A 25,222-nucleotide genomic window follows, 5' to 3' on the forward strand; every position below is an offset into this window, starting at 1 on the left:
TAGTTGCACTTTATACCTAGACAACCGGCTTAGCTTTTCAATGAACCGCCTGAAGTACGAATCACGTCTTGATACCAGAAAAAGCTTTTCTTGCGTTTACGTTCTAGCGTTCCTTGCCCATCATCATGACGATCGACATAGATAAAGCCGTAACGTTTGCTCATCTCTGCGGTTGAGTTTGCGACCAAATCGATTGGCCCCCAGCTGGTAAAGCCCATCAGCTCAACGCCATCCAGAATCGCTTCGTGTGCTTGAACAAGATGGTCGTTCAAGTAAGCGATGCGGTAATCATCTTGAATCTCACCGTTTTCATCGATTTCATCACGTGCACCTAAGCCGTTTTCTACGACAAACAGTGGTTTTTGGTAGCGATCGTGAAGGAAGTTCAGCAGAACGCGAAGACCCTTTGGATCGATCAACCAACCCCATTGGCTCTTCTCAAGATATGGGTTTGGTACGCTATCGACAATGTTATCCACTTCCTTCTGTTTCGGGTCTGCACTTGCACAGCCACTTGCGTAGTAGCTGAATGAGATGAAATCGACACTTGCCGATGCAATTTCTTCTAAGTCGCCTGCTTCCATCTGAATTTCGATACCGTTTTCACGGAAGTAACGCTTCATGTAGCCAGGGTACTGACCACGTGTTTGCACATCACCGAAGAACAACCACTTGTTGTTTTCATGCATTGCTGCCAGCACGTCATCAGGGTTACAGGTGTATGGGTAATTGATTGCGCCAAGCAGCATGTTACCAATCTTGCCGTTTGGTACGATTTGCTGACAAAGTTTTACCGCTTTTGCGTTTGCGACTAGCTGGTGGTGAATCGCTTGGTAAATCTCTTGTTCACTGGCGCCTTCTTGCAAACCAACACCAGTAAATGGTGCGTGTAGAGACATATTGATTTCGTTGAAGGTTAACCACAGCTTCACTTTGTCTTTGTAGCGTTCCAGCACTGTGCGAGCATAACGTTCGAAGAATTCGATGACGCGACGATCGCCCCAACCGCCATAGTTTTCAACCAGTGCGTAAGGCATTTCGTAGTGAGATAAGGTCACGAAAGGTTGGATGTTGTGCTCGGCAAGTTCGTCAAAAATTTTATCGTAGAACGCCAAACCTTCTTCGTTAGGTTCTAGTTCGTCCCCGTTCGGGAAGATGCGGCTCCATGCCAAAGAGAGACGCAGACAGTTAAAGCCCATCTCTTTGAACAGCGCGATGTCTTCTGGGTAGCGATTGTAGAAGTCGATCGCCACGTCTTTGATACCCGGTGTACGCTCTTCACGGGTTTGATGCGGACTCAAAATACCGTTTGGCAGCATGTCTGATGTCGATAACCCTTTACCCCCAAGGTTGTACGCCCCTTCTACTTGGTTTGCAGCAATGGCACCACCCCAAAGAAAATGTTCAGGAAACTTAATCATGTTTCTCACTCTTTATCGTTCGGAAGTTATTCGTTTTATTTGCTTGAGAATAGTGTAGGTCAAGGAGGGATTCTTGTATCGAGATCGTGTTTTTCTCAAACAGCGGGGATGCCTAGTTCTAATGATGATTTTGTAATCAATATCAACCTAGGCTGATTTGAACAATAGAGTGAAAGTCAGCCCATTTTGTTCATTCTTATGCACGGTAATTTGTCCGTTCATATCACGCATATTGTTGGCCGTAATCGCTAAACCCAGCCCCAATCCTTCACCAATTTTCTTTGAGGTTTGGAAGGGCTCGAACATCGACTCAAGCATCTCATCCGACACGCCGCAGCCATTATCACTGACGATCAGTTCGACCTGATTGCCGGTTGGGTTGACGATCAAGCTGAGCTGCGGGTGGGTGGTACGGTTCATTGCGTCTAGCGCATTCGAGACAAGATTACCGAGCACCTGAAGCAGTCGTTGTTCTTCACCCATGATGTTAGGTAAGTCATGAGGAACCCGGACACGCACATCCACCTTGTCTAATTGAGATTGATAAACGCGTAAGGTCTCTTCGAGTGCGGAGGTAAGAGAAATTGCCTGCAAGCTTTCTGGTTTGTTATAGGCAAACGTCTTTAGCTGACTAGTCATGCTTGCCATGCGATCAATCAGCTTCTGGACCAATACGTTGTTAGCTTTCATCATCTCGGTTTCACCGCGTTCTGCTAGTAGCTCGTTCGTGGTGAGCAGGGTGCGCAAGCCCGTCAGTGGCTGATTGAGCTCATGAGTAATCGCGCTCGACATGCGACCCAAAGCGGCCATTTTGCTCGATTCAATTAACTGGCTTTGCGCTTCTTTTAGCGCTTGAGTTCGCTCTTCTACTCGCTGCGCCAGCTCTTGGTTGACCTGTTGCAGTGATTGCTCGGCTTTTTTCCGCTTGCTGATGTCGATGATCGTCGCAAGGAAATACTGCTCGCCATGCCAAGGGAAACTGGTCAGTGAGAACAAGACAGGGAAGACGCTACCGTCACTGCGTCTGGCGATGGTTTCGACCGTGCTGATCTCTGCGAGCTCTTTATGTTTAGGTAAATCCTTAAGCAACTTGAGTGTGGTGGAATTGGGGTTGCCAGCATCGAATAACTCCCAAGCAAAAGCATGTCGATTGACGCTTTCTGGCAAACAGAACAAGCGCTTTGCCATTGGGTTGAGATCGAACAGTTGCCCTTGTTCATCAATCAATAGCAAACCAACGTGGGTCTTATTGATCATCTGTTTCAAGCGGCGTTGAGACTCTTCCAACAGGGCTTGAATTCGCTGTTGATTGATGTGCTTTTGGCGACGTTGTAAGCCAATGATGACGAGTAATACAGCCAACAAGAGCAGCGCCGCTACGCTCCAACCAATCACGTTGATGGTTTGTTGAATCGGCTTAGAAGGGGTGAGGTAGCTGACGTACCAATTCAAATCATCCAATTTAACGGTGTGCGCAAAATAGCGTTGCTGATTGAGCGTCCACACACTGATATTGGTGTTGTCGTATAAGCGCTGCGTTTCTAACTGAACGGTGTTGCTCGGTTCGTTAAACCAGTCTGCGTTATAAAGCGAGCTGCTTGATAGGAAAAAGCGTTGCTGGCGATTTTGCAACGTAATGATGTCTTGGCTAGTAATGGTCTGTTCGGTCAACAAGCTGAGGTTGATCTGCACCACCACAATGCCTGCGATATCCAGACCGTCGTAGATAGGAGCTGCAAGGTAATACAACGGGCTCGAACCTTTAGTTTTGTTCACCAAGGAAACACCGCCGCCTTGATTATGAATTTGTTCCACAATGGCTTTTCGGTCAGACAAGCTAAAGCGCTCTTCGATTAAACTCGAGACCAATACTTCGCCAGAGTTAGACAGGATTAGCCAACCTTCCGTATTGGCGGCTTTATCTAGTTGAGTCAGTTGGGTTTGCAACGGTTCGTAATAAGTCAGATTCCCTTTCACAAAAGCGATGGTTTCTGGGTTATTGGTGACGAGGTAAGGCAGATGGTAGAAGCGTTTAAGTGCACGGCGAACTTCACCAATATAGTCGAGCAGTTTTTGTTGAGCTTCGGTTTGAGTTTGTACACTCAACCACTGACGGGCAACTTCTCTACTGGCGCTATAACAAGACAACATCAGCACTGCCGCAATTGCGACCACAAGCCATGTTTTGCCATTCCTTTTGCGCTGCATACCGACTCCATTCAGCTAGTGTGTTCTCACCAACAGTCATTAAAGAGTGCGCCTAACTGGTTGGATGTTAAAGACTTGTAAGCAAGAAGTGAGATCTAGCTCCTTTTCTCCTCAGTGGTTTTTGCTACCGTTAATAAAGAGCGATTTCTTTCCCACCCCATAAAGCAGGCAGTAACTCATGGCTTTTGATGACACCCCTAAAATTGCACTTATCGAAGACGATGACATTGTTCGTCAGGCTACCAGCCAATGGCTGCAACTGGCGGGGTTCGACGTGACCGCATTCAGTTTAGGAGAAGAGGGGAAAGCGGCCATTCTTAGCCAAGAATTTGATGCGATTGTCAGTGATGTTCGCCTGCCGGACACCGACGGCTTGTCGATACTAGAAAGCCTGATTGCTAATCACATCCCAACGCCAGTTATCTTGATCACCGGACATGGTGACGTCGATATGGCAGTAGGGGCGTTACAAAACGGTGCGTTCGATTTTATTGAGAAACCTTTCCAACCTGAGCGTTTATCCCAACGAGTAACCGAAGCGGTCGAGAGCTATCGCGCACAAACGTCTACTCAAGATCGCCAAGAGTACCTATCTAGCGTTAGCGGCTTAGAAGAGGTGTTGATTGGGCGAAGCCGAGTGATGCAACAGCTTAGAGAACAAGTAGCCAAGTTAGCACGCATTGATACTAACGTGATCATTTACGGCGAAACAGGTTGTGGTAAAGAGCTGGTGGCGACCAGTTTGCATAATGAAAGCCAACGCAGATCCTATCATTTTGTGCCAATCAACTGTGGCGCTATTCCTGAGAACCTGTTTGAAAGTGAGCTGTTTGGGCATGAAGCAGGGGCATTTACCGGAGCGGGTAAAAAGCGCATTGGTAAGTTGGAATACGCGGATAAAGGCACTTTATTCTTTGATGAAATCGAGAGTATGCCGCTGTCCATGCAGGTGAAAGTGTTGCGTTCATTACAGGAACATACGGTAGAGCGCGTTGGGGGCAACCAACAGATCTCAGTTGATTTGAGAGTGATCGCCGCCGCGAAAGAAGATCTCAATGATCATGACGAGTTTCGTCAGGATTTGTACTATCGTCTTAATGTGGCGCAGATCTATTTGCCACCGCTACGTGAGCGAGAAGATGATGCGTTGATCTTGTTCGAACACTTTGCTCTGAAAAGTAACCCTGAGAGCCGCCCACTGAGTGAAGCCGATAGAAAGGCCATTCTTGCTTACTCTTGGCCTGGTAACGTACGTGAGCTTAGGAATGTAGCGATGCGTTTTGCATTGGATGAAACCGTCTCCGTAATGGAAATTCTCTCTAGTCGACCATCCTCAACAACCGAAGAGACGCATGCGGGCGTGCCGTTGGCGATTCAGCTACATAACTTTGAACGTAAGGTGCTACATGATTCTTTAGTCAGGCATCATGGACGCATCAATGAGGTGATGCAGGAGTTGGATTTACCACGTCGAACCCTTAACCAAAAGATGCAGAAGTTTGGTTTGAATCGCTCCGACTATACTTAGTACGATTTCTAGCTAATGTAAAATCATTGGCATAACAAACATGTTATGCGCTTTTGGCAGGAGCTGGGACAAACTTATAATTTAGGTCTTTACCTTCTCCAAACAAGGTAACGAGGTTCCTTCCAGTATGTTTAGAGCTATATAGCGCTTCGTCTGCTTCAGCAAGCGCCTCTTGAAGTGATTGCCCCTCAGATAACTGACTGATACCAAAGCTCATGGTCACTTCAGTTTTAAATGATTGCAAAGCGGTTTCAGTTTCGACCGCAAGGCGAATTTGCTCTGCGACAATTTTGGCTTGTTGTGCTTTTTCGAGCAAAACAATCATGAACTCGTCACCACCAAATCGCACAATGCAGGCTGACTCAGGAAGATGCTTTTTAAAAATAGTGGAGATCGTTGCCATGACGGAGTCGCCAACCGTGTGACCATAGTGATCATTAATCGCTTTGAACTTGTCGACATCAGTCATAATAATGCTGATTGCTTGGCTTTTTTTATGTGCTTTACTAACCAAGTTTGGAACGATTTCTTCCATGGCTCGACGATTATATAGCCCTGTGAGTGCATCTAAATGAGAGAGATCATTTATGGATTGCACCAAGCGTCCGTTAATTAACCACAGCATACTAAAGCTCAAAGCAACGATCAGGCAGATGCTAAATAAGAAAGTCAGCTGATGGATAAGGCCTGCGACCATAAAACTTGGTAACTCACCTGAAAAAGTACTCCAAAGCGCCCTAAATCCCATAAAAAAACTAAATCCAAAGAAAGAGTAAGCCATTGCTTTAACAGGGAGCTTTAAGTCCTTTTGGGTACCTTTAAGCATGGCGACACCACTAAAGAAGGTGACGATACAAATATACATGCTCAGATAAATAATGCGGCTTTTGATAGAAGGGTCATGGAAGGTGAAATAGTAAAATGAACCACTGAAAACAGGTGTTAACAAGGTAAGACAGTGAGCCAATTTTAAAGGATATTGACGAAAAATGCTTACGCTATATAGCGTAAGCAAGAAGCCGACTAATATGAGAGTGTTGGCTATGACGATGGTCAGCCAGTCTGGCGCAGAGCCTCTAAAGCCAAGTAAAAAAGGGCCTAAACCAATAAACAGTAGTGATATCGAGAAGGTTTTTAAGCCTTTGACTCTACCCTGAGTGTATTGATAACAAAGCAGACTAATAGAGTAAATGCAAGAGAACAGAATAACGATAAAGTTCAGTGTTCTGATGTCTAGATACTGATTATCCATAGGCGACCCATATCAATCTTTCATTCAGGCAACTCCTTTGCCTGATATCAATAAGCGAGCTACATAGTAACGCACTTATTGAGCGATGTCTTATGTTAAACGGCTATTCATTCACCAGCTCGAATTGTTCGGTTTGGTTGGTTTTCGTCGTAAACAGCAGACCAACAATCATCATAAATACGCTAGGCACAATCCAGCTAGCAAAGTCATTGTACAGAGGCATGTAATTACCCATCCACTCATCAGTGGAACTTGGCATGTAACCTAGGATGTGCAGCGCATCAACACAACCAAACGTTAGAGCAGTGAACGCCGTCGCGACGACCATGATTTGCGACATCTTGTTGCGCACCGGTGCCATGATCATCAACGCAATCGCTACTGGGTGAAGCGCCACAACCGCTGGTAATGTGATAGCCAATAGTTGCTCCAGACCTACGTTGGCGATTAAACCTGCCAATACCATGGTCGTGATAACGCAGCCTTTGTAGTTCACTTTGCTGAAGGTGTTGTCGTAAAACTCACTGCCTGCGGTGGTTACGCCGATAGCAGTAGTCAAACACGCTAATACCATCACGGCACCTAGTAATAGTGAACCAAATGCGCCGAAGTGGCTGAAGGTGAATGCCGTTAAAATGTCGCCACCATTGCTGAACTCAGAACCCAAGTATGAGCTTGTCGAGCCAATGTAAGCCAATGAGATGTAAACAAACGCCATGGCAACCGCGTACATCAAAGCTGCGATTAGCGTGTATTTTGCGGTGGCTTTCGGGCAATCCACACCCATGCTGCGAATCGCGCGGAAGATAATCCAACCAAAACCGATAGAACCTAGCGCATCCATGGTCATGTAGCCTTGGGTCAAGCCTTCAGCAAATGCACCAGATAGGTATGGTCCCGTTGCGGCAGTTAGCTCACCTGCAGGAGAAACCAAAGCCGTCACAGACATGATGATCAAGATTGCCATCAAGGCAGGCGTTAAGATCTTGCCTAGGTTGTCGACCAATTTACCCGGATATAGGGCAAATAGAATGGTGATAGCACAGAAGGCAATAGTGAAAGGCACCAAAGCTGCATCACCAAACATTGGCGCAAAGCTGAATTGGTAAGCCACGGTAATTGCACGTGGAATCACGAACGCAGGGCCAATTACGATAAATACCATTACCCAAAAACTGGTCGCCAAAGGTTTAGGTAGGGCAGCGGTTAATTTGTCTGAACCGTTTACGATAGCCACCATCACTAGTGCCATCGCAGGCAGACCTACACCCGTTAAGAGGAAGCCAGACATCCCGCTCAGAAAGTTTTCACCTGCTTGGTAACCCAAAAATGGAGGGAAGATCAGGTTACCCGCGCCTAAGTACATGGCGAAAGTCATGAAGCCCAAAGCGGCGATATTGCGTGCGCTTAACATTGTTATTCCTCTTATGTTTCGCTTGGAAGAAACTGAAAGGAATGGGAGGAGTATGTGGTGTTCCCGTCAGCTTCTTCTCAAGCTGACAGAAAGTTTAGATATAGCCTGTCAGCTCTGAATCAGTTCCAGAGAGAGCAGGAGGATCGCAGCAGCAACGCCAGATGGGCGTTTTAAAGCGAATTGTAATTGCGCAGTTGCTAACATGGGTGATCCTTAAAGACGAAAAAATACCAAGGAATACGTTTGCCTTGGCGTGTTGTTACACTAACGAACATAGGGCCATTGGCACAACCCCGAAGTAGAAAATAAGTTGATACGGTCAATGTTTATTTCTTAACTGGTGGATCGAGCTGCTTTTTAAATTAAAAATTAGAATAAATGACTTTTCATTTTTGTAACATGGCTTTCTTTGCTGTATTTTTGTGCTATTTGTAGTCGTTTAGGCTATAAACCTCAGCTGATAAATTGAGCAGTTTAGAATGATGCGCTTTTTCTTCTTATTGTTAAGACGCTCATTAGTTGCAATTCAATCCAAAATTGCATCGGCAAAATATTGCTTATTAGTGAATCGTGCATTTATTTTGTCTTGATCACATTTTATTAACCTTTTGCGATCTAGGCGTGCAACCTTCTCCTCTTCAATGAGCAAGATCTTGCTCATTACTTTGCTATCAAATCAGCATGATTTTGCTCATTTTTGATGTCTTTCAGTACTTAGTTCAATAAATACAAAGGGTTAAAAGTTGGCATTTCAATTGCTCTAGGGAATGTGTTGTTAATAAAGGTTTAACATGATGTAAATCCCCAATCGTGAAACGACTACACGGAGAGTAATAATGAAAATGAATAAGCTGGTAAAAGCTTTGGCTGTCGCTGTGACTTCTTTTGGTATTGCTGCTAACGCTGCGGCAGAAGATCGTAGCTATATTCTTGCAACGGCATCGACAGGTGGTACTTACTACCCTGTGGGCGTAGCGTTGGCGACGTTAAGCAAAGTGAAGTTGGCACCAAAGCACCACTTCTCCCTTTCTGCAATCAGCTCTGCGGGCTCTGGTGAAAACGTTAAACTGCTGAATGAAAACGAAGCACAGTTCGCGATTCTACAAGGTCTTTACGGTGCGTGGGCTTGGTCTGGTGAAGGTCCTTATGAGAAGAGCGGTCGCCAAGAACAACTGCGCTCAGTCTCTATGCTTTGGCAAAACGTTGAGCACTTTATTGTTCGCTCTGACCTAGCAAAAACGGGCACAGTGACTGATCTGAACAACCTAGATGGCAAGAAGTTCTCTATCGGTAAGAAGAACTCAGGTACTGAGAACTCTGGTCGCCAAATCATGAAAGGTCTGAAGGTCGACCCTGATAAATTCAATCTTGCTTACATGGGTTACGGCGGCAGTGCGAGCGCACTTCAAAACGGCACCATTGACGGCATGAACACGCCTGCGGGTGTACCTGTTGGTGCGGTCACTCAAGCTTTTGCTGCGTTGGGTAAAGACATTTCGATTCTTTCGTTTACTGACGAACAAATCAAAGAGGCGAACGGCAATTACAACCTATGGACGAAGTACGAGATCCCAGCGAACACGTACCCGGGTCTAGATAAGCCGATCACCACCATTGCACAGCCTAACTTCTTGGCAGTTCGTGAAGATATCTCGGAAGAAGACGTTTACCAACTAACCAAAGCGATCTACGAGAATCTGCCTTTCCTACAAGGTATCCACAAAGCAACAAAAGCAATGGCGATTGAGAAAGCGATCGCTGGCTTGCCAGTGCCTCTTCACCCAGGTGCGGCGCGTTACTACAAAGAAATGGGCATCGAAATCCCATCAGACCTAATGGCGAAATAACGCTAACTTGGCCCCGAGTTTCGGCTCGGGGCATTTTATCCCTACCGATTTCTAAGATGGAAAAAGCCGCCAGAGCTTGGAGTATGAGATGAGCGACTCAATAGAAAAGGAATTACAGAAGTTTGAGCTGCCCACGCGCACTGATTTTCCGTGGGTAACCACCACAATCACAGTGTTTGGCGTGGTGTTGTCTGCTTTGCACATTTGGTTTAATACCTTATCGACGTTACCAGAGTTATGGATTTCCGCGACCCACTTTGCTGGCTTTGCGGTGATTTGTGCGCTTTGGTATCCGGCTCATATCTCTCTCAAGCAGAGTAAGATTGCACTCGGTATCGATGTGTTAATTGCCATGGGCGCGGTCGCATGTTTACTCTATATTCCCTATGCCGAAGATGCGCTGTATGAACGTGGTGTTAAGTTCGTGACCAGCGATTGGGTCTTCGCCATCATGGCAATTCTGATTGTGATTGAGCTGATCCGACGCACCATGGGCTGGTTTATCCCCGTGCTGATTGTGGTGTGTTTAAGCTACGTTGTGCTTTGGGGTAAGTGGGCGACAGGTATTTTCCATTTCCCGGGTTTGAGCATGGAAACCTTGCTCTACCGCAGCTTCTATTCTTCTGAGGGCATGTTTGGTTCTATCTCGCGCATCAGTTGGACTTTTGTATTTATGTTCATTCTGTTTGGTGCGTTTCTTGTGCGCTCTGGTGTCGGTGATTACATCATCAATGTGGCACGTGCTGCGGCTGGTAAAATCATCGGTGGTCCCGGTTTTATCGCAGTGATTGGCTCGGGATTGATGGGCTCAGTATCTGGATCTAGTGTGGCAAATACGGTTTCAACTGGTGTTATCAGTATTCCTTTAATGCAAAAAGCAGGTTTCCCTTCGCGCTTTGCAGCGGGCGTTGAAGCTGCGGCGTCGACAGGTGGTCAGTTGATGCCACCAGTGATGGGCGCGGGTGCTTTCATCATGGCGTCTTACACGCAAATTCCTTATGTTGATATTATTGCCGTTTCTTTCATTCCTGCTCTTATCTATTTCTTGTCTGTGGCGTTCTTTGTGCGTATCGAAGCCAAGCGCAGCGGCGTGCAAAAAATCACGACCAGTGATGAGTCTCTACTGAAAGTGTTGATCAGCGGTTGGCACAATCTTATCCCGCTGGCGGTGTTGGTTACTTTGTTGGTTCAAGGCTTTACGCCAACTTACGCTGCGGGCTTGTCGATCATTTCTGTGGTGGTGGCTTCTTGGTTCTCGAAAGATCATAAGATGGGACCAAAAGCGATCATCGAAGCGCTATCACAAGGTGCGAAAAATATGGCGACAACTGCGGTATTGCTGGTGGGTATTGGTTTGGTGATCAACGTGATCAGCACCACGGGCATCGGCAACACGTTCTCACTGATGATCGACGGTTGGGCGAATGGCGACCTGTTCATCATGATCATTCTGATTGCGCTCGCTTCTCTTGTTTTAGGTATGGGTTTACCCGTGACAGCGGCGTATATTGTATTGGGTACACTGTCTGCCCCTGCGCTTTACAAATTGATTGCGGAAAACCAATTGCTTGAATTGATGGTGTCGGGTCAATTGCCTGAACAAGCAAAAGCGATCTTCATGTTGGCGGCGCCAGAAAAGTTGGAACTGCTTAATGCACCAATGGCGTTGGAAACCGCGAAAGAAATGGTGGCGCTAGTACCTGCGGACTTTATGGAGACGCTACTAGAGCAAAGTTTGGGTATGGAAGCGGTAGGTTTGGCATTGCTGGCTGCTCACCTCATCATCTTCTGGTTATCGCAAGACAGTAACGTAACACCACCAGTGTGTTTGACCGCCTTTGCTGCGGCAACCATCGCGAAAACACCGCCAATGCGCACCGGTTTGATGGCGTGGAAAATCGCCAAAGGTTTGTATCTTGTACCGTTGTTGATTGCTTACACAGGCTTAGTCAGTTGGGATGTGACGTCAGTGATTACCGTGGGCTTCTTTGCCATCATCGGTACCTATGCATTGATTGGTGCGATTGAAGGCTACTTGGAAGGTCCTCTAAACATTCTGACGCGTCTCTTGTTGGTTGTGGTGGGTACTTTGCTGGTTTGGCACGACATTCCAATGTTGATTCGTGTGGCAAGCTGCGCGGTATTTGTCGCGGTGTTCATTTACAGTGGTCGCAAGTTCAAATTGCAACAATCTCAACTATCGGTTTTATAAGAGGTCGTATGAAATCAGTCTATGACTACATCATTGTTGGTGGTGGTATCGTTGGTGTGTCGACAGCATGGCAACTGCAACAACGTCATCCAGACAAATCCATTTTATTGGTTGAGAAAGAGTCCGGTTTTGCCAAGCATCAAACCGGACACAATAGCGGCGTGATTCATGCTGGAGTGTACTACGCACCGGGTAGCTTAAAAGCCGACTTTTGTAAGCGTGGGGTAGAGCGAACCATTTCGTTCTGTGCTCAGCACGATATTCCGGTGGAGAACTGTGGCAAGTTACTGGTTGCGACCAATGAGCAAGAAGTCGAACGCATGAATGCCCTCTATGAGCGCTGCCATGTCAACGGCATCGACGTAAAGCTACTCGATGAAGTTCAACTCAAGCTGGCTGAGCCAAACATCACGGGCTTGGGCGCGATTTATGTCAAAACCACCAGTATTGTCGATTATCGTTTGGTCACTGAGCAGATGGCGGAAGAGTTCAAAAAGCTCGGTGGTCAAATCAGCCTGAGAACCAAAGTGGTGGCTGCCGAAGAGAAGGACGAAGAAGTCCAACTGACCTGCATTTCAGACGGTCAAACGATGCAGCTTAATACCAAGTTCTTGGTTACTTGCAGCGGCTTGATGGCGGATCGAATGACTAAGATGATGGGTATTCCAACTGACTTTCAGATCATCCCTTATCGTGGTGAATACTACCGCTTAGATAGCAAACACGACCAAGTGGTGAATCATCTTATTTATCCAATTCCCGACCCTGATTTGCCATTCTTGGGCGTCCACCTGACTCGCATGATTGATGGCAGTGTGACCGTAGGTCCAAATGCGGTGCAAGGCTGGAAGCGAGAAGGGTACGACAAGGTTAACTTCAGCTTGCAAGATACCATGCAAATGCTGAGCTTCTCCGGTTTCTGGAAGGTGACACAAAAGCATCTAAAAACCGGATTGGATGAGTTTAAGAACTCGTGGTGGAAGCCGGGCTATCTCAAGCTGGTCAATAAATACTGCCCAAGCATCAAGGTAGACGATCTCAAACCATATCCTGCGGGTATTCGTGCGCAAGCGGTGTTATCCGACGGAACCTTGGTTCATGACTTCTTGTTTGCCGAAAGCGCAAGAAGCCTACACGTTTGCAATGCCCCCTCTCCCGCAGCGACATCTGCAATGCCGATTGGGGAGTACATTTGCGATAAAGTAAATGAGAAGATAGAGGCGAAAACGGTATAAAACAAAGGCGACGTAACTGTCGCCTTTATTGTATTTGAATCTGGGAATTAGGAGTTGCCATCTTTAGGGCAGAGTTCGCCTTTCTTTGCGTGTCTTTCGATCATGTAATCGCCTCGGGCACTGTGCAGAACGATTGCATTCCAGACTTGGCCATCTTGCAACTCGAACTCAAACGCATAATGGGTGCCGCCGACCATTTTCGTTCTCACCTCATGAATTGCTTTCAATTTATCATCGGCATTCATTTGATAAAGCACCATGTTGAGTGAGCGTCTGGCGTCAGGAGTTGCCTCAGCAAGTTGCCAATGGCTCTGTTCGTTTGTTGCGGAGCAAATAGACCGCATTTTACTTTTCATGGCGGATGACATCTGCTTGTCTACGGCCAATGCATTTGGTGAAAACAGTGGAACCGTCAAAGGAATCAAAGTTACCAGAAACCGCTTTAAGGTCATAAAAACACTCCGTTGTTTTACTCTTGCTTGAGTATAGACCTCAATGGCTTCAGATGTGGTGCAGTAGACTCTGGGCCTACAATATCCCAGTTCGTATCAACGAACTGATGATAAACAAGGCGACCACGCTTGCCAGCCAAATGCCAATGAACCACAAAATGGGTTTTAGTTTCATCAGTGATATCCTTCTCCACGTTTCATCTTGCCGCGGAAAACCCAGTACGAATAAGCCGTGTAGGCTATGATCAGAGGAAGTAATACCACCGCACCGGCAAGTAAAAATGCCAAACTTTTGTCTGGCGCGGCGACGTCTTGATAAGTGAGTGCGAATGGGACCAAGTAAGGGAATGTACTGACACCGAAACCCATCGCGGACACAAGAAACAGGCCGATCGCAAGAACGTAGGCTCGGACGGCTTTGTGGTCGAGTAAGGCTTTGAATAACTGCCAAATAAGTGCCGCAGTAATAATTGGTAAAATGAAAAACAGTAGCGAGTTTGGTAATGAGAACCAACGTTCAAAGACGATATTTTGGCTCAATGGCAGCCACAAACTGGCGATGAATATACAGGCTACCATCGCTAGTCCCCATCGTCGCGCGACCACGTAATAGCGCCCCATCAGCTCTTCTGGAAGCTTGATTAATAACCAGCATGAACCGAGCAGAATATAAGCACAAACAAGCGCCAGGCCACAAAATACGCTAAATGGCGAAAGCCAATCAAACCATCCACCTGCGTATGCTCGTTCACTAACCTCTATACCTTGGAGCAGGGTTCCGAGCATAATGCCTTGCATCAATGCCGCGGTGAGTGAACCAATGAAAAAAGCGCTATCCCATAAAAACTTTCCGCGTTGTGTTCGGAAGCGATACTCAAAAGAAACCCCGCGCAGAATTAACCCGAGCAGCATTAAAATCAGGGGAGCATAGAGTGCTGGCATAATGACCGCGTAGGCGAGGGGGAACACGGCAAAAAGCCCACCTCCGCCAAGAACTAGCCAAGTTTCATTCCCATCCCAAACAGGAGCGATGCTGTTCATCATCATGTCGCGCTCTTCATCGTCATTAGCGCTGAGAAATAGGATACCAATACCGAGATCAAAGCCATCTAACACGACATAAATCAGAACAGCGAGCCCAATCAAAGCGTACCAAATTAATGCGTAATCCATGAGTAAGCTCCTAGGTTAGATGGTTATAATGTGTGATGGCATCGGTTTTCGTGCCATCAGGAAGTCGGCTATCTAGACCTTCTTCATATCGAGTTGGAGACTTGCGCATCAAACGTAGGAGATAGAAGAAGCCAGCTCCAAAAACCACAAAGTAAACCACGATGAACGCCGTCAGGGAGACGCTCACCGCGGCGGCATCAATAGGCGATGCCGAATTGGCTGTGGTTAAAAGACCGTATACGGTGTAAGGCTGTCGACCGACTTCGGTAGTTATCCAGCCTGCTAAAACTGCAATGAACCCCGCTGGGGCAAACAGCACACAAATACGTTGAAGTGCCCTCGAATCAAAAAGTTTGCGACGTTTTCTTAGCCAAAGGCTCCACAAACCAATAACAAGCATGCCAAAACCAAGCGCGACCATTACTCGGAAAGACCAGAAAACGATAGAGACAGGAGGGTGCTCCTCCTCTGGAAAAGCATCTAATCCCTTCACTTCACCGTTGAGGTCATGAGTTAAAATCAAACTACCGAGTTTGGGGATTTCCAGTGCGTATTCCATGCGTTTTTCTTCATCGTTAGGGATACCGAAGAGGATCAATGGCGCGCCTTGGTGAGACTCATAGTGCCCTTCCATCGCGGCGACTTTGGCGGGTTGATGTTCAAGGGTGTTTAATCCATGCATGTCTCCAGCAACGATTTGAATTGGTGTCACGATGGCAGCCATCCACATTGCCATCGAGAACATAATTCTGGCTAGAGGGTTATGGTTTGCTTTTAGCAAGTGATAAGCGGCAACGCCGGCTACAACAAAGGCAGTAGTAAGGTAAGCGGCGAGCAACATATGAACGAGCCGGTAAGGGAAGGAAGGGTTGAAGACAATCGCCCACCAGTCTTCTGGGATAAACTGTCCGGCTTCGTTGATACTATAGCCCGCTGGTGTTTGCATCCAACTATTAACCGAAAGTATCCAAAACGCAGACAAAAACGTCCCGAATGCAACAATACAAGTCGCGGCGAAGTGAAGCTTCTTACCTACCTTATCCATACCGAAAAGCATCACGCCTAAAAACCCAGCTTCGAGGAAAAACGCAGTAAAAACTTCATAACCCATTAGCGGGCCTAGGATTGGGCCTGTTTTGTCGGCAAACATGCTCCAGTTAGTACCGAATTGATAGCTCAACACGATGCCACTCACCACACCCATACCAAAACTGATGGCAAAGATTTTGAGCCAGTACTTATAGATTTGCATGTACTGTTTGTTGCCCGTTTTTAAGTACAAGCCCTCTAATACAGCGAGATAACTTGCCAAACCAATCGTAAAAGCTGGAAAAATAATGTGGAAAGAGACAGTAAAGGCAAATTGGAATCTAGCTAGGTCAATGGCGAGTGTGTCCATGAGCGGTCCCTTTTTCGTTGGATAAACTGTTCGCCGGATTTAAAGAGGAGACAGAAGAGTGGCGAACAAGGTGAAATACGAAGAAGGAAGACGAAGAGATTAAAAAACGATCGCTTTTTACACATGTGCGTACCATCTTTTAGATAAAGGAGGAGCGTTATGAGCCTTAAACATTACTTTGAGAAAGCGACACCTAAGTTTGGTCCAGGTGGGAAGTATCACAAGTTCTACCCACTTTTCGAAGCTGTCGAAACCATTTTTTACACGCCTGGTAAGGTAAACCAGGGCATGACTCACGTTCGAGATAGCATCGATTTAAAACGTATTATGATCATGGTGTGGCTGGCGGTCTTCCCTGCCATGTTCTGGGGTATGTACAACATAGGCCAGCAAGCGAGTGATGCCTTGTTGTATGGAATGGATCAAGCCTCAGCTCAGCAAGCGCTTGTTTCTTCATGGCAACTGAGTTGGGTATGGGGCTCGTTAGATGCGGTTTCACAAGCGGGGTGGGGAAGTAAAATGTGGCTTGGTGCTGCTTACTTTCTTCCAGTTTATGCGACGGTGTTTATCGTTGGTGGTTTCTGGGAAGTTCTGTTTGCTATTGTGCGAGAGCATGAGGTAAATGAAGGCTTTTTTGTCAGCTCTATACTCTTTGCGCTGATCCTTCCTCCGACAATTCCACTATGGCAAGCGGCTTTAGGTATCACTTTCGGTATTGTTGTGGCGAAGGAGATTTTTGGTGGTACTGGACGAAACTTCCTAAATCCAGCTTTAGCAGGGCGCGCGTTCTTATACTTTGCCTATCCTGCCAACATGTCCGGTGGTGCTGTGTGGGTCGCGGCTGATGGTTACTCTGGCGCTACTCCACTTAGTCAATGGTATGAAGGCGGGCAAAGTGCTTTGATAAATAATATGACAGGACAAACAATTTCATGGGGAGATGCTTTTGTTGGTAATTTACCAGGCTCGATGGGTGAAGTCTCCACGTTGTTGATCGCACTAACAGGCTTGGTTCTCATCTTTATGAAGATTGCATCGTGGAGAATTGTTGCGGGCGTGTTGGTCGGTTTAATCGGAGCTTCACTACTATTGAATGCGATCGGTTCAGACTCTAACCCCATGTTCTCCATGCCGTTCTACTGGCACTTCGTGATTGGTGGGGTTGCGTTTGGTACCTTCTTTATGGCGACAGACCCTGTCTCGGCAGCTTTTACCAATAACGGGAAATGGGCATACGGACTATTAATCGGCGTGATGACGATTTTTATCCGAGTGCTGAACCCGGCTTATCCAGAAGGCATCATGTTAGCGATTCTATTTGCTAACTTATTCGCGCCACTTTTCGATTACCTAGTCAAAGAAAGTAATATCAAACGCAGAATGAAAAGGGCGAGACCTTCTTAAAATGAGGGTGACCTCACTGAAAATTGATTGAAAACTGCACTATATTGAAAAGGTCAGAGACATGGGGTTTCTGACTTTTTATTTTTATCAGGAGGACGAAGACGATGAGAATAAAGGATATTCTCGATAGCCGTTTGGTGCTGTCGTTCTGGTATAACCTAGACTACTGCTTGTCTCTTCTTAGTAAAATCTCTTCTCGTTGATTTCCTCAATGCAATCGCATTGAAAAGCATTCTATCTATTTGTTTTTTAGTCTTACGTGAAACTGCGTAGGGCAATGCGTATAAGGAAATTAACAATGAAACGTATTCCAGAACCTTTCCGTATCAAAATGGTTGAGCCAATCAAAATGACGACTTTGGCAGACCGTGAAGTCGCGTTAAAAGAAGCGGGCTATAATCCATTTCTTCTTCGTAGTGATGATGTTTATATCGATTTGCTGACTGACTCTGGCACTGGTGCCATGAGTGATAATCAGTGGGCTGGCATCATGATGGGGGATGAATCCTATGCGGGGAGTCGAAATTACTACAACCTGTGTGATGCAGTGGAGCACTTCTTCGGTTATAAGCTCACCGTGCCTGCACACCAAGGGCGTGGTGCCGAGCAAATTTTGTTCCCAGCTTTGATTGAGCGTATGCGTCAGGTGCGTGGTGGCGAAACGCCAGTATTTATCTCGAACTACCATTTTGATACCACAGCGGGTCACATTGAACTCAATGGCGGTAAAGCGATTAACGTGGTAACGGAAGAAGCATTCGACACCACTACGCCTTATGATTGGAAGGGCAATTTTGATATCGATAAGCTGGTGGCAACAATTGAAGCGCACGGTTCGCATAACATTTGTGCAATTATCACCACGATTACTTGTAATAGCTCCGGTGGTCAGCCTGTGTCGATGGAAAACATGCGCAGTGTGTACGAGATTGCAACCAAGTACGATATTCCAGTGGTGATTGACTCGGCTCGTTACTGTGAGAACGCCTACTTTATCAAGCAGCGTGAAGCGGGTTACGAGAATAAATCGATTCTGGAAATCATCCGTGAGATGTACCAGTACGGTGATATGCTCACCATGTCAGCTAAGAAAGACCCGATGGTAAACATTGGTGGCATGTGTTGTATTCGTGATCATAAGGAGTTGTTCCAGGCGGTGCAGACGCGCTGCGTACCCATGGAAGGATTTGTAACATACGGCGGCATGGCTGGGCGTGATATGGAAGCGCTCGCTCGCGGTTTGTATGAAGCCGCGGATGAGGATTTTCTTCACTATAGAATTAGCCAAGTTCAATACTTAGGTGAGCGCTTACGTGAAGGCGGTATTCCGATTCAATACCCAACGGGTGGTCATGCGGTGTTTGTGGATGCCGCTAAGATTTTGCCACATATTCCAGCGGATCAGTTTCCTGCGCAGGTATTGTGTAATGCTTTGTACTTGGAAGCGGGTATTCGAGCAGTAGAGATAGGATCGTTGCTGCTTGGTCGAGATCCGGAAACGGGTAAACAAAAAGCGTCAGAGCTTGAGTTGATGCGTTTGACCATTCCACGTCGTGTCTACACAAACGATCATATGGATTACATTGCGGATGCGATTATCGAACTGAAAAATCGTGCACATGAGTTAAAAGGGCTCACTTTCGAGTACGAGCCACCAGTGCTGCGCCACTTTACTGCTCGATTTAAAGAGGTCGATTAACTCAAGTTTAAATCTAGATAAGCAAAAGGCCGCGAGTTTCACGGCCTTTTTCGATTCGTTTATTTCTTAGCGTTACAGTTACGCTAACTCTAATGTGATGCGAACGAACTGGTCGTCTTGATACTGAACTTCATAATTGAAGGTACCACTGGCGTAAATGCTGCCAAGGAAAAGTGAGCGTTGACTCATTGGTCCGCGGAACAGCATCGAAATAGGAGCGATTAGGGCGTTATTATCATCGAAGTGCTGATTTAAGTTCTCAGAAAGCACACACAGCAAACAGCCGTGTTGGTCGTGAGATAAGTCGACGTCTTCCGGTCGCGATAATAACACGGTAGTCCCCAGTTTCTTCTCAATCTCGTTGATCAGCAGCAAGTAGCTATCTAGATCGGGGTGAGGGTTGCTGGGTTTGTCTGCACCGACGCAGCGCTCGAGTAATACTTCCAGATTTCCGTTCTCACCTTTTGCCTGCTGAGTCAAAGACTTTAACGGCTTTTTAATCAGCTTATAGCGATTACTCTTCAGTTTTGGTTTCAGCCATTTCTGAAGTAAGTCATTACGTTCTTTAAGGGAGAGGCCATGCGAGGACGCGTGAATTTTAAAGTGCAGGTGTAATAAAGCGTGAACCGCAAGCTCACTCAGAAGTTGATTAGCATCTGTAGACTGTCTCGCCTGCTTAGAACTTTGCATTACACTCGAACAAAATTAGGGAAGAAGGATAATGGTGCCGAGAGAGGGACTCGAACCCTCACACCAAAGGCACTAGCACCTCATGCTAGCGTGTCTACCAATTTCACCATCTCGGCATCATGATGCTCTGAATACTCAGAGGCCTCGAAAGAAGCAACGCGAATTATAACCAAAATCCACCTGTTGGCGAGAGCAAAATGACGAATTTTGGCTCTTTCGAGTTTGATTGCATATTTATTGGTCACTTTTATGTTTTTTACCATCAACGCCTATCCTTATGCCCTTACTTTTATTAATAGTATGACGACAAAAGAGTGCTTTTGCCTAAATTTTGAACGCTTGAACGTTTGCGTAAATAAATGTGATGAATATCTCTTTTTGTTGGCTATACTTGCGTCCCGTTTAAGCGGGAATTAGGGTTTAGTTGTTCAGGACCCTTACCCATACAAGCCGTCACATGGAGCAGGCCAAGCAACATGCTCGCCAGCAGTGAATGACCCCACGGACCGGACCAGCTACGTTCAATTGCTTGTATAAGGTAAAAATAAGATGTCGAACTATTCGTTCTGTCTGCATTCTGGATCTAAAAGTGAGTTATCACTCGCTGCGTTGTCCCTTTCTTCTGCCAATTCCTTTGGCTCTTTTTTCTTTTTCAACGTTTAGTAGGTCCAGCTCATGAGTGTTCTATTTAGTCTATTTGGTATTGTTGCACTGCTAGGTTGTGCTTTCCTACTTTCTGAGGGTCGTTCTTCCATTAATTGGAAAACTGTATCTCGCGCCTTGATGCTACAAATGGGGTTTGCTGCGTTAGTGCTCTATTTCCCGTTGGGTCAAGCGGCGCTAGCGAGTTTAAGTAATGGTGTCGCGGGGCTACTCAGCTTTGCTGATGAAGGGATTAAATTCCTCTTTGGTGACCTCGCTTCTTCTGGCTTTATCTTCGCTATTCGTGTCCTTCCTATCATCATCTTCTTCAGTGCTCTTATCTCCGCCCTTTACTATTTGGGCATTATGCAAAAAGTGATTCAATTTATTGGCGGCGCTATCCAGAAGTTCTTGGGTACGAGTAAAGCAGAGTCTTTGGTTGCAACAGGGAACATTTTCTTATCTCAAGGCGAGTCACCACTTCTTATTCGTCCATTTCTTTCTAACATGACTCGCTCTGAACTGTTTGCTGTGATGGCTGGTGGTATGGCTTCAGTGGCGGGCAGTGTGCTTGGTGGTTATGCTGGTTTAGGGGTCGACCTCAAATACTTGATCGCGGCAAGCTTTATGGCAGCACCAGGTAGTTTGATGATGGCAAAAATCATCGTTCCTGAGCGTCAAACGCCAAGCGATTACAACAATATTGAGCTAGATAAATCAGAAGAAAGCAACGTAATTGATGCGCTAGCAAGCGGTGCCATGGGCGGTATGAAAGTTGCCGTTGCTGTTGGTACCATGCTTATCGCTTTCGTGAGTGTTATCGCGATGGTGAACACGGGGCTAGAAAACTTGGGTGAGATACTTGGTTTCTCTGGCGTAACGCTACAAGCGATTTTTGGTTATTTGTTTGCACCTCTAGCGTGGTTGATTGGTGTGCCAAGCCACGAAATTCTAGCTGCGGGTTCATACATTGGTCAGAAAGTGGTGATGAATGAGTTTGTTGCGTTTATCGATTTTGTGCAGCACAAAGCGACACTGTCTGAGCATACTCAAATTATTATCACTTTTGCGTTGTGTGGTTTTGCGAACATTGGCTCAATTGCGATTCAGTTGGGCTCTATCGGCGTGATGGCACCTGAGCGCCGCAAAGATGTTGCAAGTCTAGGCCTAAAAGCGGTTGCTGCTGGTACACTCGCTAACCTGATGAGTGCTTGCTTAGCGGGAATTTTTATCTCTCTCTAATTTAGATTGAAGATCCACACTCAAAACCCGCCTAAATGGCGGGTTTTGTTATTTCTAAGGCTTGGGCATTAAGCCGTAAGGTATCGATTTAAAAGCCTCTGGGTGCTCTTGATAAGTTGGCGCTTTATGTACCCCTTTCCAATCGAGCAGCATGATGGCTAGCACGTTACGGTGTTCGCCGTACTTGAGATCAAAGTTACCGTCGACCGACGGAATCATCCCTTTTTCTGCGTTGATTGCATGACGAATGGCTTGGCGGGTCTTCTTTACGACCGGATCATGGTCCAAGCCTGCTAACAAAAACGAAATGCCGACTTCCGCAATCACGTCTTCTTTGGCGCGCAGTAGGATAGTGTCGATGTTGTTGCGAAAGTAATCATAAATCCATTGGTGTTTCTTCTCGCTTACTCGCTCCTGATAATACTGTGAATCGGCAAAGATGATGTGCGTCATACCATAGAGTTTGTTCCAATACTGCTGAGCTGAAAGCATCTTATCGTTATCGTCGGGGTAGGTGTCACGGAAGGTTTGAGTGAATTCCTCGACCACATCTTGCTCTCCTAGCTGACGAAGCCAGTAGACTTGGTTTGCAAGCTGAGCTGCCCATGCCTCTATCATCTCTTTGTCCGTAACGTAACGCGAGAAATCGTAGCGCCTAATAATTTTTCTCAGCGTTTTGTCTTGTTTATGTTGTAGGCCGTATTCGTTTGCTCTTGCCATTGCGCCAAGCAAATCCACACCAAGATAAAGGTACTCAGGATGGTGTTTAGTCACGGTATAGCGTCGCTGCCCTCGTTCGGTTTCTTTTTCTTGATACGTGGTCAGCCTTTGAGATGAATAGAGAATGATGTCTTCTGGTTCAACAACTTCATTAGCAAATTGGTTTAACCGGCTGGCTACTTGTGCCATGTCGGTCCAAATGGCAGCGTGATATTTCTCATCTAATGTTTGGCGGTACATGCGTAAGCCAAAATGGCCCTCTTTAAACGCCGGGAAAGTGAACAGTTCCTGTTCGTAGGTACTACGAATCAACTGCGCTGATTGAGTATTATCGAGAAGCGGTACCTCTTCCTGTGATGCCTGAGCAGCAAAGGTAAGTGAGCAAGAGAGTAAGACCGTTAAGCTAAGAGGTTTAATACGCATAAATCCATTCCCTATGAAGTCCTGAACCTAAACCTACCATCAATATTAATTGAGAATGTAAAAGCTGAGTCAATAGTTAAAAATTTGCCTAAAAGTCAGGTTGATACGTTCATCTTTGGTTTTCGCGGTTTTTGGTACGCAGTGCTTCCAGTGATGCTGAAGCTCGCCAGCCATAATCAGTAAGGAGCCGTGAGAAAGCTTGTATTCAATCTCAGTTTTACAATGTAAATTTCTAAGCAAAAATCGACGTGTTTCACCTAAGTTCAAAGATGCGATAACAGGGTTTCTACCTAACTCTGGTTCATTATCTTGGTGCCAGCCCATTGAGTCTTGGCCGTGTCGATATAAGTTAGCGAGAACAGAATTAAAAGTGACATCAGCAACTGATTCACAACGCACTTTGAGCTGAGTTAACTCAGGAGTCCAAGGGTGAGGCTGCATGGTTAAGCCTGAGTAAGTATATGCTGCATCACCGTGCCACGCTTGTAAGCGAGGTTGAAGTACTGACTTGCCGAACATAGTAATGTGTTCTTGGTGCCATGGCAGTGTCTTTCGAAGTTGGTCAAAGTAATTATCCGCCTCAAGATGGCTAAGAAAATGAGGATCATAATAAAGTTTTCCTCTTTCTACTTCTTGCCATAGATCGCCGCCAAATAAATCGCCTTGTTGATGCATCATCTCACACCTAAAACATAAAAGTTGTCAATCACTGTTACCTTTCTGATTATGATTGGTTATTCTTGTGATAATAAGAATTTTAACAATAAATAAAAAATCTCGTAGTTGTATACGAGTTGTGGGGAGAAAATGCGTTATTTACCCAGAAAGCGATGCTATTTTGCATTGTTCTTCCTCACCTTTTTCGCTTTGTGTATTGGGGTTATTGAGCTGTTAAATCGAAACCAGCAAGAGCTTCACAAAGAGCGAGTTCAAGTTGAGGCCAAAGAACAACTTTCCATTCTCCGTTCCAATTTGGAAGCGGTACTTATGGCGGATATCTACAAAGCCAGTACTTTAGCGACACTCATTACTTTACTTCCTAAAAACCAAGAAGAAGAATTGAGTATCGCCGCTCACCGAATCCTAAATAAAAGTAAACATATTACAATCATCGGTATCGCGAAAAATGATGTAATTAGTCATGTATTTCCACGCCAAGGTAATGAGCGCCTAATCGGCCTTGATTACCGCGCAGTGCCACAGCAGTGGGTACAGGTGCAAAAAGCCAAGGATGTACAAGAAATTTTCATCGCAGGGCCAGTGACTTTGATTCAAGGTGGCCGAGGTTTGATCGTGCGTGTGCCTGTTTTTCTTGATCCTCCAATGAATCAGGACTACTGGGGAGTGATCAGTGCGGTGATTGATTTCGATGCTCTGATGAGAGAAACCGGCGTAATTGATTTCTCGTATCGTTACCCTTTAATGATCCGTGGTTACGATAGCGGTGGCTCATTTGGTGATGCTTTCTTTGGCGCGCAAAGTTTAAATAGCATGGCATATGCAAAAGAGATGGTTCATTTTCCTTATGGTGGGTGGAGTATGGTGGTTTTCTCTGGAGGCAAAGCTGATCGCCAAATCTCTTGGCATCAGTTGCATTTAGCTAGAGTAATCGGCTATCCCATTATATTCGCACTTAGCCTCGCGCTGTTCGCCATTTATCGACTGTATACCATTGCAGATGACAGAGCTTTACACGATGAACTCACGCATTTACCAAACCGTCGCTATTTTATGAAGTTTTACAAGCAGCAGTTCGAAATAGCGAAACGTTATAAAAAGCGTTATAGCTTCGCCTTAATTAATATTGACCTAGATAGGTTTAAACACATTAACGATACCTATGGTCACGACGCAGGTGACAAAGTTTTAATCGCTACGGCTGAAAGGGTAAAAAGCTCTCTGCGTAAATCAGACATCGTGGCCAGAATGGGCGGTGATGAGTTTTTAGTTGTAGTCCATCACCCTGGAACGGAAGAAGATGTTCAGTCCCTTCTACAAAAACTTCGATTAGCGCTATGCTCGACGCCCGTCATTTACGATGAAACGCTTATCTATTTGAAAGCCAGTATTGGGTACGCGATATTTGACCCGAAAATGTCATCTCCTGAGCAAATGATGAAAATAGCCGATGAGAGAATGTATCAACAAAAGCATGGCGGATGAGCCTGAACCCAGTTTCAATAAGGGGTTAGAAGAATGGTAAAGTTGGGAGCCCGAAATCTCATCATCATTGAGGTACAAGAGTATGTGACTTCATATGT

At 45.9% G+C, this 25,222-nt stretch carries 18 protein-coding genes and 1 tRNA gene; 8 read left to right on the forward strand and 11 right to left on the reverse strand.

Translation table 11 applies throughout. The features are described from left to right. Window positions 1-29: 29 nt before the first annotated feature. Window positions 30-1,421, reverse strand: coding sequence for a 6-phospho-beta-glucosidase (locus R7P69_RS04445; protein WP_318121410.1), 1,392 nt, complete (start codon window positions 1,419-1,421; stop codon window positions 30-32). Window positions 1,422-1,568: 147 nt separating this feature from the next. After that, window positions 1,569-3,629, reverse strand: a complete 2,061-nt coding sequence (locus tag R7P69_RS04450; protein WP_238952792.1) for a sensor histidine kinase — start codon at window positions 3,627-3,629, stop codon at window positions 1,569-1,571. A 178-nt stretch (window positions 3,630-3,807) separates the two neighbouring features. On the opposite strand from R7P69_RS04450, the gene R7P69_RS04455 reads away from it, so the two are divergent. Next, window positions 3,808-5,157, forward strand: a complete 1,350-nt coding sequence (locus R7P69_RS04455) for a sigma-54-dependent transcriptional regulator (protein ID WP_005374204.1) — start codon at window positions 3,808-3,810, stop codon at window positions 5,155-5,157. A 43-nt stretch (window positions 5,158-5,200) separates the two neighbouring features. Here the strand turns inward: R7P69_RS04455 and R7P69_RS04460 are convergent, their stop codons facing one another. Then, on the reverse strand, window positions 5,201-6,409 hold the full coding sequence (locus tag R7P69_RS04460; protein ID WP_005374203.1) for a GGDEF domain-containing protein: 1,209 nt from the start codon (window positions 6,407-6,409) through the stop codon (window positions 5,201-5,203). 103 nt (window positions 6,410-6,512) lie between these two features. Continuing rightward, window positions 6,513-7,823: a branched-chain amino acid transport system II carrier protein gene (gene brnQ / locus R7P69_RS04465; protein ID WP_005374201.1), complete on the reverse strand. Its 1,311-nt coding sequence runs from the start codon at window positions 7,821-7,823 to the stop codon at window positions 6,513-6,515. 836 nt (window positions 7,824-8,659) lie between these two features. On the opposite strand from brnQ, the gene R7P69_RS04470 reads away from it, so the two are divergent. From R7P69_RS04470 to lhgO, 3 genes are all read left to right on the forward strand, one after another. Then, window positions 8,660-9,670 (forward strand): TAXI family TRAP transporter solute-binding subunit, encoded by a 1,011-nt coding sequence (locus R7P69_RS04470; RefSeq protein ID WP_005374185.1) that lies wholly within the window; start codon window positions 8,660-8,662, stop codon window positions 9,668-9,670. An 88-nt stretch (window positions 9,671-9,758) separates the two neighbouring features. After that, window positions 9,759-11,882 (forward strand): TRAP transporter permease, encoded by a 2,124-nt coding sequence (locus tag R7P69_RS04475; protein WP_213963606.1) that lies wholly within the window; start codon window positions 9,759-9,761, stop codon window positions 11,880-11,882. Window positions 11,883-11,890: 8 nt separating this feature from the next. After that, on the forward strand, window positions 11,891-13,117 hold the full coding sequence (gene lhgO / locus R7P69_RS04480) for an L-2-hydroxyglutarate oxidase (protein WP_238952791.1): 1,227 nt from the start codon (window positions 11,891-11,893) through the stop codon (window positions 13,115-13,117). Between the two features lie 47 nt (window positions 13,118-13,164). Here lhgO and R7P69_RS04485 read toward each other — a convergent pair whose 3' ends face one another. From R7P69_RS04485 to R7P69_RS04495, 3 genes are all read right to left on the reverse strand, one after another. Further along, window positions 13,165-13,569 (reverse strand): hypothetical protein, encoded by a 405-nt coding sequence (locus R7P69_RS04485; RefSeq protein ID WP_054574501.1) that lies wholly within the window; start codon window positions 13,567-13,569, stop codon window positions 13,165-13,167. A gap of 174 nt (window positions 13,570-13,743) precedes the next feature. Continuing rightward, a complete protein-coding gene (gene cydB / locus R7P69_RS04490) occupies window positions 13,744-14,742 on the reverse strand; it encodes a cytochrome d ubiquinol oxidase subunit II (protein ID WP_054574502.1) in 999 nt (332 codons plus the stop codon). A gap of 10 nt (window positions 14,743-14,752) precedes the next feature. Then, window positions 14,753-16,141, reverse strand: coding sequence for a cytochrome ubiquinol oxidase subunit I (locus R7P69_RS04495; protein WP_238952790.1), 1,389 nt, complete (start codon window positions 16,139-16,141; stop codon window positions 14,753-14,755). Between the two features lie 159 nt (window positions 16,142-16,300). Between R7P69_RS04495 and R7P69_RS04500 the strand changes: the two genes are divergently transcribed. Next, window positions 16,301-17,545 (forward strand): NADH:ubiquinone reductase (Na(+)-transporting) subunit B, encoded by a 1,245-nt coding sequence (locus R7P69_RS04500; RefSeq protein ID WP_238952789.1) that lies wholly within the window; start codon window positions 16,301-16,303, stop codon window positions 17,543-17,545. 298 nt (window positions 17,546-17,843) lie between these two features. After that, window positions 17,844-19,244 (forward strand): tryptophanase, encoded by a 1,401-nt coding sequence (locus tag R7P69_RS04505; protein WP_213963609.1) that lies wholly within the window; start codon window positions 17,844-17,846, stop codon window positions 19,242-19,244. A 78-nt stretch (window positions 19,245-19,322) separates the two neighbouring features. Here R7P69_RS04505 and R7P69_RS04510 read toward each other — a convergent pair whose 3' ends face one another. After that, window positions 19,323-19,934: a DUF2913 family protein gene (locus R7P69_RS04510; protein ID WP_213963610.1), complete on the reverse strand. Its 612-nt coding sequence runs from the start codon at window positions 19,932-19,934 to the stop codon at window positions 19,323-19,325. Between the two features lie 32 nt (window positions 19,935-19,966). Beyond that, a tRNA-Leu gene (locus R7P69_RS04515) sits at window positions 19,967-20,050 on the reverse strand. A 559-nt stretch (window positions 20,051-20,609) separates the two neighbouring features. Here R7P69_RS04515 and R7P69_RS04520 point away from each other — a divergent pair. Then, window positions 20,610-21,818: a NupC/NupG family nucleoside CNT transporter gene (locus R7P69_RS04520; protein WP_017635515.1), complete on the forward strand. Its 1,209-nt coding sequence runs from the start codon at window positions 20,610-20,612 to the stop codon at window positions 21,816-21,818. 54 nt (window positions 21,819-21,872) lie between these two features. On the opposite strand, the gene R7P69_RS04525 is transcribed toward R7P69_RS04520, so the two are convergent. Both R7P69_RS04525 and R7P69_RS04530 read right to left on the reverse strand, forming a co-directional pair. Next, window positions 21,873-22,961 carry a DUF3541 domain-containing protein gene (locus R7P69_RS04525; RefSeq protein ID WP_213963611.1) on the reverse strand — a complete coding sequence of 363 codons (1,089 nt, stop codon included), beginning with the start codon at window positions 22,959-22,961 and terminating at the stop codon, window positions 21,873-21,875. A 69-nt stretch (window positions 22,962-23,030) separates the two neighbouring features. Beyond that, on the reverse strand, window positions 23,031-23,636 hold the full coding sequence (locus R7P69_RS04530) for an alpha-ketoglutarate-dependent dioxygenase AlkB family protein (protein WP_213963830.1): 606 nt from the start codon (window positions 23,634-23,636) through the stop codon (window positions 23,031-23,033). A gap of 132 nt (window positions 23,637-23,768) precedes the next feature. Between R7P69_RS04530 and R7P69_RS04535 the strand changes: the two genes are divergently transcribed. Continuing rightward, entirely contained in the window at window positions 23,769-25,124 is a 1,356-nt protein-coding gene (locus R7P69_RS04535; protein WP_047102821.1) for a diguanylate cyclase, read from the forward strand. The last annotated feature ends 98 nt before the right edge of the window (window positions 25,125-25,222 follow it).

Source organism: Vibrio sp. 661 (assembly GCF_033339315.1).
In the GTDB taxonomy this organism is placed as follows: Bacteria; Pseudomonadota; Gammaproteobacteria; order Enterobacterales; family Vibrionaceae; genus Vibrio; species Vibrio alginolyticus.

Excerpts from the sequence above, each read along its gene's own strand:
- R7P69_RS04445 (WP_318121410.1), bottom strand. The coding sequence starts at position 1,421 with ATGATTAAGTTTCCTGAACATTTTCTTTGGGGTGGTGCCATTGCTGCA.
- R7P69_RS04450 (WP_238952792.1), bottom strand. The coding sequence starts at position 3,629 with ATGCAGCGCAAAAGGAATGGCAAAACATGGCTTGTGGTCGCAATTGCG.
- R7P69_RS04455 (WP_005374204.1), top strand. The coding sequence starts at position 3,808 with ATGGCTTTTGATGACACCCCTAAAATTGCACTTATCGAAGACGATGAC.
- R7P69_RS04460 (WP_005374203.1), bottom strand. The coding sequence starts at position 6,409 with ATGGATAATCAGTATCTAGACATCAGAACACTGAACTTTATCGTTATT.
- brnQ (WP_005374201.1), bottom strand. The coding sequence starts at position 7,823 with ATGTTAAGCGCACGCAATATCGCCGCTTTGGGCTTCATGACTTTCGCC.
- R7P69_RS04470 (WP_005374185.1), top strand. The coding sequence starts at position 8,660 with ATGAAAATGAATAAGCTGGTAAAAGCTTTGGCTGTCGCTGTGACTTCT.
- R7P69_RS04475 (WP_213963606.1), top strand. The coding sequence starts at position 9,759 with ATGAGCGACTCAATAGAAAAGGAATTACAGAAGTTTGAGCTGCCCACG.
- lhgO (WP_238952791.1), top strand. The coding sequence starts at position 11,891 with ATGAAATCAGTCTATGACTACATCATTGTTGGTGGTGGTATCGTTGGT.
- R7P69_RS04485 (WP_054574501.1), bottom strand. The coding sequence starts at position 13,569 with ATGACCTTAAAGCGGTTTCTGGTAACTTTGATTCCTTTGACGGTTCCA.
- cydB (WP_054574502.1), bottom strand. The coding sequence starts at position 14,742 with ATGGATTACGCATTAATTTGGTACGCTTTGATTGGGCTCGCTGTTCTG.
- R7P69_RS04495 (WP_238952790.1), bottom strand. The coding sequence starts at position 16,141 with ATGGACACACTCGCCATTGACCTAGCTAGATTCCAATTTGCCTTTACT.
- R7P69_RS04500 (WP_238952789.1), top strand. The coding sequence starts at position 16,301 with ATGAGCCTTAAACATTACTTTGAGAAAGCGACACCTAAGTTTGGTCCA.
- R7P69_RS04505 (WP_213963609.1), top strand. The coding sequence starts at position 17,844 with ATGAAACGTATTCCAGAACCTTTCCGTATCAAAATGGTTGAGCCAATC.
- R7P69_RS04510 (WP_213963610.1), bottom strand. The coding sequence starts at position 19,934 with ATGCAAAGTTCTAAGCAGGCGAGACAGTCTACAGATGCTAATCAACTT.
- R7P69_RS04520 (WP_017635515.1), top strand. The coding sequence starts at position 20,610 with ATGAGTGTTCTATTTAGTCTATTTGGTATTGTTGCACTGCTAGGTTGT.
- R7P69_RS04525 (WP_213963611.1), bottom strand. The coding sequence starts at position 22,961 with ATGCGTATTAAACCTCTTAGCTTAACGGTCTTACTCTCTTGCTCACTT.
- R7P69_RS04530 (WP_213963830.1), bottom strand. The coding sequence starts at position 23,636 with ATGCATCAACAAGGCGATTTATTTGGCGGCGATCTATGGCAAGAAGTA.
- R7P69_RS04535 (WP_047102821.1), top strand. The coding sequence starts at position 23,769 with ATGCGTTATTTACCCAGAAAGCGATGCTATTTTGCATTGTTCTTCCTC.